This window comes from Streptomyces sp. NPDC027185, assembly GCF_055567035.1.
In genome coordinates this window covers 20091-34919 of record NZ_JBVHRF010000009.1, presented here as the reverse complement: position 1 = coordinate 34919, position 14829 = coordinate 20091, and the positions used below count along the sequence as shown (strand labels likewise).

Here is a 14829-nt window from a genome sequence, read left to right as displayed (position 1 = left end):
TTCAGAAGCTCGTCCGTCTGACCGGGGCGGGACGGCGCGGCCCGGCACGGTCGCCCGATGCCCGCCGGCCCGGCGCCCTCAGACCGCGTCCGGTATCGCGTCGCGCTCCACCGGGCAGCTCATACAGCGCGGACCGCCCCGGCCACGGCCCAGTTCGCTGCCCGGGATGGTGATGACCTCGATACCGCGCTTGCGCAGGAAGGTGTTGGTCGTGACGTTCCTCTCGTAGGCGACGACCACGCCCGGCTCCACCGCGAGGACGTTGCAGCCGTCGTCCCACTGCTCCCGCTCGGCGGCGTGCACGTCCTGGGTGGCGGTGAGGACCCGGATGTCGCTCAGCCCGAGCGCCGCCGCCATCGCCCGGTGCATGTGCTCGGGGGGATGGTCGGTGACCTTGAGGTCGCCCTCGCCGCCGCCCGGCTCGATGGTGTACGAGCGGAGCATGCCGAGCCCCGCGTACTGGGTGAAGGTATCGCCGTCGATCATGGTCATGACCGTGTCGAGGTGCATGAAGGCGCGGCGCTTGGGCATGTCCAGCGCCACGATGGTGCGGGCCGATCCGGCGGCGAACAGCCCCCTGGCCAGCATCTCGACGGCCTGCGGTGTGGTCCGCTCGCTCATCCCGATCAGCACCGCGCCGTTGCCCAGCACCAGCACGTCACCGCCCTCGATGGTGGAGGGGTAGTCCGCCTGCCCCCTCGACCAGACGTGGAACTCCGCGTCACGGAAGAGCGGGTGATGGGCGTAGATCGCTTCGTAGTGCACCGTCTCGCGCTGCCGGGCCGGCCAGCGCATGGCGTTGACGGACACCCCGTCGTAGACCCAGGCGGAGGTGTCACGGGTGAAGAGGTGGTTGGGCAGCGGGCCCAGCAGGAAGTCGTCCAGCTCCATGACGTGGAAGCGGACCGAGGCCGGCTCCGGGTGCCGCTCCAGGAACTCCCGTTTCGTCATCCCGCCGACCAGCGCCTCGACCAGCTCCGCGACGGGCAGCGCGTCGAAGGCGGCCCGCAGGTGGTCGGTGGCGAGCGGGCCGTACTCCTTCTCGTCGAAGACGCGGTCCAGGACCAGCTCGCGGGCGGCGGGCAGGGCGAGCGTCTCGGCCAGCAGGTCGCCGAAGAGATGCACCGCCACCCCGCGGTCGCGCAGCACGTCGGCGAAACCGTCGTGCTCCGCCCGCGCGCGGCGCACCCACAGCACGTCATCGAAGAGGAGCGCGTCCTTGTTGGTCGGCGTCAGCCGCTTCAGCTCCAGATCGGGGCGGTGCAGGATGACGCGGCGCAGCCGCCCGGCCTCGGAATCGACATGGAATCCCATCTCTCCATCTTGGCCGCTTCCGTCCCACCGTGAACGCCGCCGACGGGATTCAGGGGAGAAGTACGGGTCCGTCTCAGGGGCGGACAGGGGAGTCCCCCTGGGGGATGGTCGGACCGGGCGTCAGGCGGGCCGTCACGGTCGGCGCGGCCCGCCGTGCGCCGGGGAGGTCGGCGGGACCGGGGCGGCGCAGAGAGCGGATGGTCCGCCTGGGGGCGCGCTGCCGGTTTCGTGCGCCGGAGGTGTGCGGTGCGCGCTGCTCCAGGCGCCGCGCACCGCGCGAAGGTCCGGCGGGGCTCCGGCCGTACGCCCCGTGCTGCCACCCGGCGCCGGGCTCTCGCTGCGGCGCCCGCGGGCGTACGGTCCATGCGTCGGCGCAGTGGCGCGGGAGCCGGACTCTTTTCACGGGCGACGGAGTGAATGCCGCGCGGCGCCACCGGGACGGGGACCCGGCAGCGGTGCGCGGGGCGGCCGGGACGCGTGTGGTCCGGTGGGTTCCCGGGCGCCGGGCGGCCGTCCGTGTGGCCTCGCCCGTGGGACGGCCGCGGGCTCGCCGATGGCCGGTTCCAGCCGTCGCCGCCGCCCGGCCCGGCTCCCTTCCGTCCGAGGTCCGGCGCCTCCCCGCCGGCTCCGTGCGGACCGTCCGGCGGCATTCCGCTTCGGTGGCCGATCCGTCCACCGTGCCGCCGCAGCACGCCGATCCGCCGTCAACACGGCGCCAGCAGTGCCCGGAGCATCGCTCGGAACAGGCGCCGAGTTGACGGCAATTACGGCAAAGCCGCATTTCCACGGTCCTGCCGAACCGGTCGTGCGGGGCGGCTACCGGCCCCGCTCCTCCACCCGGGCGGAGAATCGTCCCCGCGGGCTCGCGCCGGCGGACGCCGGCCCGGTCGGAACCGGAGCCCCGGCCGGGCGGGACACCCGGAACAGGCGCGGGTCGGCACGCGGGGCGGCCTTCCCCGGAACGGCGACGCCCCAGGAGCCAGCACTCCGAGTGGCCCCCGGGCAGCACGACGGCCATCACCCCGGGCGGCCACCTGCCCGGGGTGATGGCCTCGGTACGGGCACGGACCCGCCGGGTTCCGGGGCGTGCCCCGGTACGGCGGTCCCGCGCGGCTCAGCTGAGCTGCGACTGCACCTGGGCGGAGATCAGCTCCAGGTGGTCCAGATCGTCCAGGTCCAGGATCTGGAGGTAGACGCGGGAGGCGCCGATCTCGGCGTACCGCCCGATCTTGTCGGCGACCTCGGCCGGCGAACCGGCCAGGCCGTTGGCCTTCAGTTCGTCCACCTCGCGCCCGATGGCCGCCGCGCGGCGCGCCACCTCGGCGTCGTTCTTGCCGACGCAGGCGACGAGGGCGTTGGAGTACACCAGGTCGTCGCCCTTGCGGCCGGCCGCCTCCGCCGCCGCCCGCACCCGGCCGAACTGGCGCTCGCTGTCCTGGAGCGAGGCGAACGGGATGTTGAACTCGTCGGCGTACTGCGCGGCCAGCCGCGGCGTGCGGGTCGCGCCGTGGCCACCGATCAGCACCGGGACCTTGTGCTGGGCGGGCTTGGGCAGCGCGGGCGACTTCGTCAGCCGGTAGTGGTCGCCGTCGAAGGAGAACTCCTTGCCCTCCTCGGTGGACCACAGGCCGGTGACGATCGCGAGTTGCTCCTCCAGCCTGGCGAACTTCTCCTTCGGGAAGGGGATGCCGTACGCCTTGTGCTCCTCCTCGAACCAACCGGCGCCCAGCCCCAGTTCGACGCGGCCGCCGGACATCTGGTCGACCTGGGCGACCTGGATCGCCAGCACACCGGGAAGACGGAAGGTACCGGCGGTCATCAGGGTGCCGAGGCGGATGCGCCGCGTCTCGCGGGCGAGACCGGCCAGGGTGATCCAGGCGTCCGTCGGACCGGGCAGCCCGTCGGAGTTACCCATCGCGAGGTAGTGGTCGGAACGGAAGAAGGCGTCGAAGCCGAGGTCCTCGGTGGCCTTGGCGACGGTGAGAAGGGTGTCGTAGGAAGCCCCCTGCTGAGGCTCCGTGAAAATACGCAGATCCATACCTCCATCCTGCATGCTCACCGCCCGCGGAACCGGCGCCGCGTACCGCGTGCCCCGGATCGAAGCACCGGGCGGACAGAAGGAGCCACCGGCCGGACGGGACACGGGACCGCCACGAACGCGGACCCCGCCGGAGGACGGGAGCGGGCCCGGGAAGCGGAACCCTGCCGGGGAACGGGGCCGGATCAGGAGACGGCACCGGGTGGACGCACGCCCTGCCGAGACGCCGGACCTGTCGAGATGCGAGCCCGAAACGCCGGACCTTGTCGAGAGCGGGACCTGCCGAGACGCGAGCGCTGCAGAGAAGCGAGCCCTATCGGGACACGGGACCGGCACCGGGTGGGAGCGGCCCGCAGCGGCCGGGCCATCGGGACCGGGCCGACGAGAGGCACCCCGGTCGAAGCCGGAAGGGGCCGCGGAGAGGACGGCCGAGCGGGGCCAACGGCCCGCGTCGCCCCGGGGCGAGAGATGCCACCCCGGCGGAGCGCGGATTGCCGACGGGAGCCGGGAGCGGGCCGGAGAGAGCGAGCGCCGCCGTCACGCGCCTCGCCGACCGCGGCGCGGCGGCACCACGGCGGGGCGGGGCCGGCGTGCGATGCCGCGCCTCAGGCGAGGTCGCGGTCGCGTATCTCCAGCTTTTCGAGTATTCCGGCGATGCGGTCGCGTGATTCGTCGGCGGAATCCATCACCTCGACACAGGTCCAGTACATGCCCTCCTCGTCCGCCGCGCACACGATGCCCACCAGTACCTCGCAGACCTCCCGCAGAAGTCCTCGCAGGCCCGTCAACGCGGCCCTGACATCCTTCACTTCGGTCAGCTGGGCCGCTCGCAGACCGCCCGCCCTCGCCACCGGGCACAGCAGTCCCCCGCTGAACCGCCCGCCCGCATCGCCCAACCCGCGCGCCCGGGACCGCACTTCGTACGGACCGAATATCGCGAGATGGCTTCCGACCGCCTCGGCCAGGGCTTGCGCCTGCCACGCCTCGACGACCACTTCCTGCACCGTGCTCGCCTCTGCCAGACCGCGCCGACCGGCCGCGATGATCAGCACCGCGTCCATGCGCGTTCCTCCCTTCGCCGTCATCTGCCTCACCCCACACTGTTCCACTACCCAGAGTGAGGGTGAACACCCAAAAACACCAGGGGAATTCGCAAATCTGTGGACAACCAAGGCCCTGCGGAGAGGTTCATGACTCCGGAGAGTGACTTATGGCGTGCCCGAGTCGCTCCGTCCGCTCCCGCCACGGAGCCCCCTCCGACCCCTGACGCGCCATCGGGTCATGGTCGCCCCAGCAGCCCCGGGCGTACCGGCGCCCCGTTCCGTCACGGCAGAGGGCGCGCCGCTCAGGCCACACACCGCTCCGGCGGCGGCGGAACGCCCTGAAGCGCCCCGCACACGCGCCCGATCCGGCCACCCCCGGGTCCGGCCACCGCTCCGTACCGGGACCTCCCCTCGCGCTTCTGCCCCGCCGAGGGGCGGTCCCGGGGAACGGCGGGCGGCCGCCGGACGAAGCTCAGGAGGCGGAATCCGCCGCGCCGGGAGACTCCGGTGCCTCGTCCCCCGGGCGGGCGCCCCCGGGCCCGCTCCCCGTACGGCCCCCGTCCGTCCCGTCCGCCGTGCGGTCGCGGTCCGGGCGGGCGTCGCGTACCGCGGGGAAGCGGGCCTCGTTGCGTTCGATCTTCGCGGCCAGGGCCGTGAGGGCGTCGATGCCCAGGGCCTCGCAGAACTGCAGCAGATAGGCGAGGACGTCCGCGACCTCGTCCTCGACCCGGTGTGCGGAGGCCGGTTCGGACATGACCGCGGCCGACTGCTCAGGGGTCAGCCACTGGAAGATCTCGACGAGTTCGGAGGCTTCGACGCTGAGCGCCGCCGCCAGATTCTTGGGGTTGTGGTACTGCTGCCAGTCGCGTGCCGCGGCGAACGCGGCCAGCCGCCGCTGGAGGGCGTGGAGATCTTCACTCATGCCCCAGGTGTAGCACCCGCACCCCGGGCAGTCCGTCGGCGACCGCCGGATCCCGCACCGTCCCCAGGAGCCGCACCCGCCCGCGGTCCGCCATCCGTACGGCCAGCGCCATCAGTTCGGCCGCCTGCCGGGCGTCCATGCAGCGGTCCGCGCCGTCCGCGACGACGGTCAGCTGCTGGAGCGCCTCCGGGATCTCCGCCACCGGGTCCATCGCCAGTTCGCCCGGCCCGGTGAGGAGCACCACCGCGAGCCCCAGGTAGCGCAGTTCGCCGTCGCCGAGCCGGTCCAGGGGCATCGCCCCCGGGCGCCCCCGGTCGAGTACGGCCCGCAGCCCCGGTGTCCCGACGGGCCCGCCCCGGGACAGCGTCGCCCCCGGGGCCCTCCCGGCCGTCGCCGCGGCGCTCCGGTTCCGTCCGTCGGGCTGCCGGGGCACGGCGACCAGCCCCTCGGCCGGTCCCGCGCAGGCCGCGCGTACCGCCGCCAGCAGGCCGGTGCGGCGGCGGGTGCGCTCCTCGGTGAGCCGTGCCAGTACCGCCGCCAGGTTGTCGCAGGACGGCCGCAGCCGCTCCGGCCCGGCCACCGTGTCCGGCGCCGTGCGGATCCCGGTCCGTGGGCCGCGTGCCGGGCCGTGCCGCCCGTGGGCCGCGCGGTCGCCGTCGGCGGCGTCCCCGGGCCCGCCGCCGTCCGTGCCGGGCCCGGGGGCGGGCTGTTCGCCGCGGATCGCCTCCGGGCGCGGATCGCACCGGAACACCGACCTGAGCGCCACCACGACCTGTTCCGCGGCGGCCAGCACCAGCCGCTGACCGGCCGTCCTGCCCGCGACGCGGAGCGGCAGCAGCGAGGTGCCGAGGCGGTCGTCGGGCAGCGGGGCGCGGGTGACGGGCGCCGCGCCCGCCGTGTGCCAGGCGGCCTGCACGGCGGGGCGGGCCGGGTCCGTCAGGGCGGTGGTGAGCAGGGTTTCGCCGCCGCCGGTCAGCCGTTCCCCGGCGATCCGCAGCCGGGGCTCGGTCTGGACGGCGAGATCGAGGTGGACCGGACCGGCCGGTCCGTCGACGGTGCAGCCGATCCGGAAGCCCCGGCGGCCCTGCTCGTCGGGGCGCGCGCCGGCCGGGACGCACGCCGGGGCGCCACCGGGCACGGACGCCAGCGCGTCCGCGAGCCGTTCACCGGCGCCGAGCCGGGCGAGGATGCCGTACGCCTGGAGGGCGCCGGTTTTGCCGCTGCCGCTCGGGCCGGTCAGCAGGGTGACGGGGCCGAGCGGGAGGCTGACGCCCCGGTGGTTGCGGAAGGCGGAGAGGCGTAACTCGGTGAGCGCGGGACGCGCGCTGGCAGTGTGCATAGCTCGACGCTATGCAGCGTCCCGTGGGGCGCCCGTCGGAGAACCGTTACATCGTAGGTTCTTCCTACGAATGGGGGACGCCGCCAGCGGTCGGTTCCGCGACCTCCGTGCCCTGGGGGGCGAGCAGGAAGACGTTGGTGTCGACGCGGTGCATTCCGCTGGCCAGGCCGAAGACGACGCCGCTGGAGAAATCGAGGATGCGCTTGGCGACATCCGCGTCGGCGCTGCTGAGATCCAGCAGCACGGGGATCTGGGCCATCAGGTACTCGGCGACCTCGCGGGCGTCGGCGAAGGTCTGCACCCGGATCACGACGAACCGGCGGCTCTCCTCGGCCGGATCGTCGTCGGGCAGCGCGCGGTGGTCCGGCCAGGAGGGCCATTCACTGCCGCTACGCAGCGGTACGACCTCGGCCAGCCCTTCCCACTGCTCATCGGTGGCATCGGGGCCGTTCACCGCTTCACCTCATTCGTGGGGGCACTGCCTGACGCGGTATCCACATCGATCATTTCCAGGGATAAACATACAAACACCGCCGGGCGCGGCACACATCGCACCACGTCCGCGGCCCCATCCTGCACCATCCACCGGCGCCGGAACCGACAGCCGGGGCGGTTTCCGGCGTCGGGCTTGTGTGTGCCCGTTCATACCCGCACACCTCGCCCGTGGCGGGGGCAACCGGACGCCGCGGGCGCGCCCCGTACCCGCCGTCATTCCGGGCCCGCGACACCCCGCCCGCGCCGGAACCGCCCGCGGCCGGGGGGCTCCGGCGGACGCGGGACGAAGGGATAGTCGTCCCGGGTCTCGTTCGTCCTGCTCCAGGCGCGGCTGGTGGCCGGCGGGACGAAGGTCAGCTCGGTACGCGGCGCGCGAGCGCTTGCGAACTCCGTCGGGTCCTGGCCCGCCACCGCCATCAGGTCCAGCAACATCCGCTCCGCGAGGTCCGGCTCCAACTGGACGCCGACCCCTTCGGAGCCCCACCGCAGCACGAGCTCCGCGGCCCTCGTCAGCCCCTCGTCGGTGGCGGTGGGAAACGCCAGCGCCAACGAGGCCCGCACAATCTCCACCGCACTTTCGGCCTGCATCAGCGGTCACCCCCGGTCCTTGAGTTTCGCGGCCCTGCCGCCGCGCCGTCCACCCGTCGTATCCCGCGCCGCGCGGCCCTCACGGCTTGCGGGCCACGCACACCGGACACAGTCCCACCAGCGCGGGTGGCCGCAGGTGAATCCGCGTCGCGTCCTGCGCCTGCCGCAGGCACTCGTGCCGGTCGAGCTTGGAGAACTGCTGGGTGCTCATCGTGTCGCGGATCACCACCTCCCAGTGATCCTGTGCCCTGGCCCAGTCGTTGCGATGTGCGATACGGACGTAGGCGTCGACGAACTCCTGCTCCGCAGGTGTCCCGTGGAAGTACGACCCCAGGTAGTCGATCCGGGCGGGGGGCCGCAGCCGCGCCGCCCAGCCGCGCCGCCGGAACAGCGCACCGGTCGACATGGACTTCACGCTCTGGATACGGGTCGCGATCACATGACCGGCCACGCCACCGATCACCGCGGGGACCGCCAGCCAGCCGATGACCGAGGCGCACCACAGCAGCGCGTGCCGCGGGGGGTCGATCAGCGTGAACGTCCGGTACACCTGGCTCGGGCCCGTCGTCCGGGAGGCGAGGACGGACAGTGCGGCGACCACGACGGAGAACGGCATTCCCCAGTCGATGACCCACTGGGTCAATCCCGCCAGCGCCTTCCTCGAACGCCACAGCCTCCGCAACCGCCCCATGGGGCGGGCCGGCGGCAGAGCCAGACTGACGGGTATCGGAATCGGATTGTTCACTGCGGCCCCCCGGCTCGCGCACACGCCCGCGCACGGGACGCGGAGCGGCGCCGCCGCCCGCACCACTGCCGAGCCCACGAATCCGATCAGCCTACAACCCGCGGGCCGGGGAGAGTTGGCATGTGGGGCCCGGTGCCGCCCGGGGGAGGTGAAGGGGCGGCCCGGCGCACCGGGCCCGTGGCGCGGCGGGCAGCGGCCACCGGGCGGGCGCGCGCACCCCGGCCCGCGCGACCCGGGCCACACCGCCACCCGCCACCGCGCCGCTCGCGGCGGGAGACAGCGACGGTTTTACTGCACATTGGTTGCAAGTAAAACCGACCCGCAGGAATGTGGAGGGGTGAGCCCCACCGGAGAAAAGAAGAAAGCGGTATCCATGCCCATGCCCCCGTCCACCCCCGCGGCCGGTACCGCGCTCTCCCGCCGTCAGCGCATCGCACGCTCGATGACCCGCGCCGAATGGGGCCGGATGGCGGGTATGGCCTCGTTCATCGTCGCGCTGCACGTCATCGGCTGGTTCACGCTGGTCGCCATCGTGGCGCCGGAGCACTACAGCCTGGGTACCAAGACCTTCGGCATCGGCATCGGGGTCACCGCCTACACCCTGGGCATGCGGCACGCCTTCGACGCCGACCACATCGCCGCCATCGACAACACCACCCGCAAGCTCATGGGTGAGGGGCAGCGTCCGCTGTCGGTCGGTTTCTGGTTCTCGCTGGGCCACTCCAGCGTCGTCTTCGGCCTCGCCTTCCTGCTCTCCCTGGGCGTGAAGGCCCTCGCCGGGCCGGTGCGGGACGACAGCTCCCGGCTGCACGACATCACCGGGCTGATCGGCACCACCGTCTCCGGCGTCTTCCTGTACGTCATCGCCGCGGTCAACCTCGTCATCCTGGCCGGTATCTGGCAGGTCTTCCGCAAGATGCGGGCCGGGTCGTTCGACGAGGCGGCGCTGGAGGAGCAGCTCGACAACCGCGGGTTCATGAACCGGCTGCTCGGCCGCGTGATGAAGTCGATCACCAAGCCGTGGCAGATGTACCCGCTGGGGCTGCTCTTCGGGCTCGGTTTCGACACCGCGACCGAGATCGCGCTGCTGGTACTGGCCGGGTCCGGCGCCGCCTCCGGTCTGCCCTGGTACGCCATCCTCTGTCTGCCGGTGCTGTTCGCGGCCGGGATGTCGCTGCTGGACACCATCGACGGTTCCTTCATGAACTTCGCCTACGGCTGGGCGTTCTCCAAGCCGGTCCGCAAGGTGTACTACAACCTCACGATCACCGGGCTCTCGGTCGCCGTGGCCCTGCTCATCGGGACCGTCGAACTGCTCGGGCTGCTCGCCGACAAGCTGGGACTGCACGGCTTCTTCTGGGACTGGATCGCCGGGATCGACCTGAACATCGTCGGCTTCGTCATCGTGGGGCTCTTCTTCGCCACGTGGGTCGTGGCGTTCGCGGTCTGGAAGTTCGGCCGGATCGAGGAGAAGTGGTCCGCCGGGCTGCGGTCCGGCGCCGGGCAGGAGGGCGCGCTCAGCTCCCCGGAGTAGCGCTCACCGCCGCTTGCGGTGCAGCCGCCACCGGTCGCGTACCGCGGCGGCCGGCCCGCCCCGCACGCGACGCACGGGGCGGGCCGGCCGGGCCGCGGTGGTCACTTCTGCCAGCCGACCGTCTCCGGCAGCGGGCTGTCGAAAATCGTGGCGCCGACGTTGGCGAGGCCCTTCTTCACGCCGTACGTGGACGGGCCGCTGAACAGCGGCAGGAAAGCGTACTGGGCCAGCGCCTCGCGTTCGGCCTTGTTGACGGCCACCGCCTGCTCGCCGAGGTCGGCGAGGTCGGAGGTGGCGCGGATCTTCTTGTCGAGGGCGGGGGTGCCGGCGCCGGTGAGGTTGGAGTCGCGGTCCGAGCAGTAGAAGTCGCAGAGGTAGCGGGCGCCGAACGGGTCCATGGAGCGGTTGCCGGAGAGGATCAGGTCGAAGCGGCGCTCGTTGAGGATCTTCGCGAAGTCCGCGTCGTCGCCCTTCTTGACGACGAGGCGGATACCGGCGGGCTTGAGCATGGCGGTCAGCGCGCCCGCGGTGGCCTTGCCCAGCGGGTCGTCCCCGAGGAGGGTGTAGCCGATCTCCAGCTTCTTGCCGTTCTTGACGCGGACGCCGTCCGGGCCGGGCTTCCAGCCCGCGGCGTCGAGGGTCTTGGGGGCGTCGCCGGGCGCGTACTTCACCACGGCGGCGACGTTGTCCTCGTAGCCCTTCTGGAAGCTGTAGAGGACGGCGGAGCCGGGGAGCGGTTCCTTGTAGTCGAGGCCCTGGAACTGGATGCGGGCGATCTGCGGGCGGTCGACGCTTTCGAGGACGGCCTTGCGGACGGCCTTGTCGGCGAGGAGCGCGGAGCGGGTGTTGATGTTCAGCGAGTACTCGAAGGGGCTGCCGCCGCTGCGGATCTCGGTGCCGTTCAGGCCCTTGAGCTGCTTGAGGCTCTCCGCGTCGACGGCGGAGACGTAGTCGAGCTGGCCGTTCTTGAAGGCGTTGACCGCCGCCTGCGACTCCAGGTTGACGTAGACGCGCTTGTCGAGCTTGCCCTTCTTCCCCCACCACTTGGGGTTGCGGACGAAGGTGATGTTGCCGGAGTGGGTGTCCCAGCTGCCGACGGTGTACGGGCCGGCGCCCCACTCCGGGTGGGCCCGCTTCACGTACGCCTTGTTGAAGTGGGCGACGGTGGCGGCCTTCGGGTGCAGGAAGGTGCTGAAGAGGGCGGGCCAGGCGGGGTTGACGCCCTTGAAGCGGATGACGGCCTGCTTGGCGTCCTTGCCGCGCTCGACGGCGGTGATCCGGTCGTAGCCGTCGGTGGAGGCGGCGGCGTACTCCTTGTCGGAGCCGTTGTTGGCCTTCCAGGTGGCCTCGATCGCCCGCCAGTCGATGGGCGTGCCGTCGTTGAACGCGGCCTTCGGGTTGAGGGTGAGGACGACCTTCTGGTCGCCGCCGTCGACGGTGACCTTGACGTCGCTGTAATAGTCGGGGTTGTAGCGGACCGCGCCCGCCGGTGAGTAGGTGATCGCGTCGGCGTTGTACCAGCTCCAGACGCGGGCCGCGGTCAGCGTGGCGTTGACGTTGAACGGGTTGCCCTGGTCGTCGAAGGTGCCGGCGGTGGTGTACGTACCGCCGTCCTTGAGCTTGTCGTAGGGCTGCGGGTTGTAGTCGACGGCGGCCGACGCGGTCCTGGGGCCGTCGGCGGTGTCCTTCGCGGCGGGCGCCTGGCAGGCGGTGGCGGCGACGGATACGGCGGCGACGAGAGCTACGGGCAGGACCAGTCTTGCGCGCATGGCGGCGGGTTCCTTCGGGTTCCGGGGAGCGGGAGGGGGGTTCGGGTCAGGCGGCGTGGCAGGCGTAGCGGTGGCCGGGGGCGCCCGCCACCTCCGCCGGGGCCGGGCGTTCGGTGCGGCAGCGGCGGCGCAGGTCCTCACCGGCGTCGCGGTACAGCGGGCAGCGGTCGACGAAGACGCAGCCCGCGGGGAGCCGGGTGGCGCTGGGCTGCTCGCCCTCCAGGACCAGACGCTCGCGGGTGCGTTCGCGCTCCGGGTCGGGCACCGGGATCGCGGAGAGCAGCGCCCGGGTGTACGGGTGCCGGGGGTCGGCGAAGAGCGCCTCGGTGGGGCCGGTCTCGACGAGGTGGCCGAGGTACATCACGGCGATGCGGTCGGAGAGGTAGCGGACGACGGCCAGGTCGTGGGCGACGACGAGGGTGGCGAGGGAGAGTTCCCGGCGCAGCCGCGCCAGCAGGTTGATCACTCCGGCCTGGACGGACACGTCGAGGGCGGAGAGCGGTTCGTCGAGGACGAGGAGTTTCGGTTCGGTGGCCAGTGCGCGGGCGATGCCGACGCGCTGGCGCTGACCGCCGGAGAGCGCGGCCGGGAAGCGGTCACCCAGCGTCTCGTCCAGGCCGACCAGGCGGAGCAGTTCGGGGACGCGGGCGTCGATCGTGGCGCGGTCGGCGCCCATGGCCTGGAGCGGTTCGGCGAGCAGATGGTGGACCGGCAGGCGCGGGTCGAGGGAGCCCATCGGGTCCTGGAGGACGATCTGGACGTCCCGCCGCAGCTCCCGGGCGCGCGCCCCGGCGGTCGCGATGTCGGTGCCGGCGATCTCGATACGGCCGCCCTCGGGCCGCTTCAGCCGCAGGATCTCCAGCAGGGTCGTCGTCTTGCCGCTGCCGGACTCGCCGACCAGGCCCAGGGTCTCCCCCGCGCGCAGTTCGAAGCTGACGCGGTTGACGGCGTGCAGCGTGCCGACACGGCGTTTGAGGACGGCGCCCCGGGTGACGGGGAACGTCTTGACCAGGTCCTCGACGCGGAGGACCACCTCACCGGCGGCCGTCTCGCCGCCGCCGGGCTCCGGCGCGCCGTCCGGGGCGGCCCCCGCCGGGTCGAGCGTGCCGGCGGCGACCTCGGCGGCGCGCAGGCAGGCGGCCTGCCCGTGCCCGGGGACGTCGCGCAGCTCCGGGTCGGTGGTGCGGCAGGCGTCGACGGCGACGCGGCAACGGCTCGCGAAGGCGCAGCCGGGCGGCGGGCCGACGAGGACGGGCGGCTCCCCGCCGATGGGGACCAGCGGGCGGCGCACCCCGCTGTCGACGGTGGGCACGGCGGCGAGCAGCCCGGCGGTGTACGGCATGACCGGCCGGTCGAACAGCTCCCGGGCGCCCGCGCGCTCCACGATGCGGCCGGCGTACATCACGGCGATGTCGTCGGCGTGTCCGGCGACGACGCCGAGGTCGTGGGTGATGAGGACGAGTCCGGCGCCGGTCTCCCGCTGGGCGACCCGCAGCACGTCGAGGATCTGCGCCTGGACGGTGACGTCGAGGGCGGTGGTGGGTTCGTCGGCGATGAGGACGGACGGCTGGTTGGCGATGGCGAGGGCGATGACGACGCGCTGGCGCATACCGCCGGAGAACTCGTGCGGGAAGGAGCGGGCGCGCTCGCGCGGGTCGGGGATGCCGACGAGGTCGAGGAGTTCGACGGCCCGCTCCCAGGCGGCGCGTTTCGTCAGGTCCTGGTGGACGCGGAGGGCGTCGGAGAGCTGGCGGCCCACGGAGAAGATCGGGGTGAGCGCGGACAGCGGGTCCTGGAAGACCATGCCGAGGTCGTTGCCGCGGACCGAGGAGAGCGCCTTGTCGTCGAGTGAGGCCAGGTCACGGCCGTGCAGCAGGACCTGGCCGGAGAGGTGGGCGGTGGGCGGCAGCAGGCCCATGACGCCCATCGCGGTGGCCGATTTGCCGGATCCTGACTCGCCGACGATGCCGAGGGTGCGGCCGGGCAGCAGATCGAAGCTGATACCGCGGACCGCCTCGACGGGGCCGGATTCGGCGGGGAAGGAGATCCGCAGGTCCCGTACGGAGAGCACGGGGGTGGTGGCGGCGGAGCGCGGCGCCGGGTGGGGCAGGGTCGTCGTACGGGTCACTGTCGGCCTCCAGCCGCGCCGGTCACGGATGTGGGGTCGAGGGCGTCGCGCAGTCCGTCGCCGATGAAGGTCATCGAGACGGTGAGCAGGACGACCAGGCCCGCGGGGAAGGCGAAGAGCCAGGGGGCGCTGGTGACGGTGGTCGCGCCGTCGGCGAGCATCGTGCCGAGGGAGACGTCCGGCGTCTGGACGCCGAACCCGAGGAAGGAGAGGGCGGTCTCGCTCAGGACGGTCGCGACGACGCCGAGCGTGAGGTTGACGATCAGCAGCGAGCCGAGGTTGGGGATGAGGTGGCGCCGGATGATGCGCGCCGGGCTGACGCCCATGAACTCCGCCGCCCGTACGTAATCCCGCTCGCGCAGTGAGGTGGAGACCGACCAGATGACGCGGGCGGTGGACATCCAGCCGAAGACCGTCAGCACGACGATGAGGACCCGCCAGTCACCGGCGAGGCGGTGGGAGACCAGCGCCAGGATCAGGAACGAGGGCACGACCAGCAGGAAGTGGATGACGGCGAGCGTCATCCGCTCGATCCGGCCGCCGAAGTACGCGGCGCCGGAGCCGATGACCGCGGCGACGGTGACGGTCAGCACGGAGACGCTGACCGCGATCACCAGGGACCGCTTCAGGCCGTGCACGGCGGAGGCGTAGACGTCGTTGCCGCCCTGATTGGTGCCGAACCAGTGCGCGGCGCCCGGCGGTTGGGTGAGCGCCGCGAAGTCGGTGTCGGCGTAGGTGTACGGGGTGAGCAGGCCGCCGAGGGCGCTGAACAGCACCAGCAGGACGAAGATCGCCACGCCGGTGACGGCGAGCCGGTTGCGCAGGAACCGTCGCAGGTAGAGACGGCCGAGGCGGTGGGAGCGGGGCGGGGCGGCGGCGGTGCGGGCGGTCAGGTCGGTGGCGCTTGTGGCCAT

11 protein-coding genes and 1 pseudogene are annotated in these 14829 nt (G+C 72.8%); 1 reads left to right on the top strand and 11 read right to left on the bottom strand.

All coding sequences use genetic code 11. The annotated features are described in order from the left end of the window. Window positions 1-78: 78 nt before the first annotated feature. The 8 genes and pseudogenes from ACZ4M8_RS26315 to ACZ4M8_RS26280 form a co-directional block, all read right to left on the bottom strand. On the bottom strand, window positions 79-1314 hold the full coding sequence (locus tag ACZ4M8_RS26315) for an arginine deiminase (protein WP_467611380.1): 1236 nt from the start codon (window positions 1312-1314) through the stop codon (window positions 79-81). A gap of 1114 nt (window positions 1315-2428) precedes the next feature. Further along, window positions 2429-3352: an LLM class F420-dependent oxidoreductase gene (locus ACZ4M8_RS26310; protein ID WP_467611379.1), complete on the bottom strand. Its 924-nt coding sequence runs from the start codon at window positions 3350-3352 to the stop codon at window positions 2429-2431. A 605-nt stretch (window positions 3353-3957) separates the two neighbouring features. Next, on the bottom strand, window positions 3958-4413 hold the full coding sequence (locus tag ACZ4M8_RS26305; RefSeq protein WP_467611377.1) for a DUF6099 family protein: 456 nt from the start codon (window positions 4411-4413) through the stop codon (window positions 3958-3960). Between the two features lie 565 nt (window positions 4414-4978). Continuing rightward, window positions 4979-5317, bottom strand: a pseudogene (locus ACZ4M8_RS26300) (nucleotide pyrophosphohydrolase); the annotation flags it as partial. Next, window positions 5310-6656 carry an AAA family ATPase gene (locus tag ACZ4M8_RS26295; RefSeq protein ID WP_467611375.1) on the bottom strand — a complete coding sequence of 449 codons (1347 nt, stop codon included), beginning with the start codon at window positions 6654-6656 and terminating at the stop codon, window positions 5310-5312. The pseudogene ACZ4M8_RS26300 and the gene ACZ4M8_RS26295, both read right to left, overlap by 8 nt. A 64-nt stretch (window positions 6657-6720) precedes the next feature. Continuing rightward, on the bottom strand, window positions 6721-7110 hold the full coding sequence (locus tag ACZ4M8_RS26290; protein WP_467611373.1) for a cell division protein SepF: 390 nt from the start codon (window positions 7108-7110) through the stop codon (window positions 6721-6723). A 254-nt stretch (window positions 7111-7364) separates the two neighbouring features. Beyond that, a complete protein-coding gene (locus tag ACZ4M8_RS26285) occupies window positions 7365-7739 on the bottom strand; it encodes a hypothetical protein (protein WP_467611371.1) in 375 nt (124 codons plus the stop codon). 79 nt (window positions 7740-7818) lie between these two features. Next, window positions 7819-8382, bottom strand: coding sequence for a DUF6313 family protein (locus ACZ4M8_RS26280; RefSeq protein WP_467611369.1), 564 nt, complete (start codon window positions 8380-8382; stop codon window positions 7819-7821). A 544-nt stretch (window positions 8383-8926) separates the two neighbouring features. Between ACZ4M8_RS26280 and nicT the strand changes: the two genes are divergently transcribed. Beyond that, window positions 8927-10018 (top strand): Nickel transporter NicT, encoded by a 1092-nt coding sequence (gene nicT, locus ACZ4M8_RS26275; RefSeq protein WP_467611839.1) that lies wholly within the window; start codon window positions 8927-8929, stop codon window positions 10016-10018. Window positions 10019-10119: 101 nt separating this feature from the next. Here nicT and ACZ4M8_RS26270 read toward each other — a convergent pair whose 3' ends face one another. Genes ACZ4M8_RS26270 through ACZ4M8_RS26260 form a run of 3 tightly spaced genes read right to left on the bottom strand, consistent with a single transcriptional unit; the run spans window position 10120 to window position 14829 of the window. Next, window positions 10120-11787 carry an ABC transporter family substrate-binding protein gene (locus ACZ4M8_RS26270; protein ID WP_467611367.1) on the bottom strand — a complete coding sequence of 556 codons (1668 nt, stop codon included), beginning with the start codon at window positions 11785-11787 and terminating at the stop codon, window positions 10120-10122. Between the two features lie 46 nt (window positions 11788-11833). Then, window positions 11834-13915 carry a dipeptide ABC transporter ATP-binding protein gene (locus ACZ4M8_RS26265; protein ID WP_467611365.1) on the bottom strand — a complete coding sequence of 694 codons (2082 nt, stop codon included), beginning with the start codon at window positions 13913-13915 and terminating at the stop codon, window positions 11834-11836. Further along, window positions 13912-14829 (bottom strand): ABC transporter permease, encoded by a 918-nt coding sequence (locus ACZ4M8_RS26260; protein WP_467611363.1) that lies wholly within the window; start codon window positions 14827-14829, stop codon window positions 13912-13914. Before ACZ4M8_RS26260 ends, ACZ4M8_RS26265 begins: the two co-directional genes overlap by 4 nt.

Bases quoted from the DNA above. Each gene is read 5' to 3' on its own strand.
- ACZ4M8_RS26315 (WP_467611380.1), bottom strand. From the start codon at position 1,314: ATGGGATTCCATGTCGATTCCGAGGCCGGGCGGCTGCGCCGCGTCATC.
- ACZ4M8_RS26310 (WP_467611379.1), bottom strand. From the start codon at position 3,352: ATGGATCTGCGTATTTTCACGGAGCCTCAGCAGGGGGCTTCCTACGAC.
- ACZ4M8_RS26305 (WP_467611377.1), bottom strand. From the start codon at position 4,413: ATGGACGCGGTGCTGATCATCGCGGCCGGTCGGCGCGGTCTGGCAGAG.
- ACZ4M8_RS26295 (WP_467611375.1), bottom strand. From the start codon at position 6,656: ATGCACACTGCCAGCGCGCGTCCCGCGCTCACCGAGTTACGCCTCTCC.
- ACZ4M8_RS26285 (WP_467611371.1), bottom strand. From the start codon at position 7,739: ATGCAGGCCGAAAGTGCGGTGGAGATTGTGCGGGCCTCGTTGGCGCTG.
- nicT (WP_467611839.1), top strand. From the start codon at position 8,927: ATGACCCGCGCCGAATGGGGCCGGATGGCGGGTATGGCCTCGTTCATC.
- ACZ4M8_RS26270 (WP_467611367.1), bottom strand. From the start codon at position 11,787: ATGCGCGCAAGACTGGTCCTGCCCGTAGCTCTCGTCGCCGCCGTATCC.
- ACZ4M8_RS26260 (WP_467611363.1), bottom strand. From the start codon at position 14,829: ATGGCCACAAGCGCCACCGACCTGACCGCCCGCACCGCCGCCGCCCCG.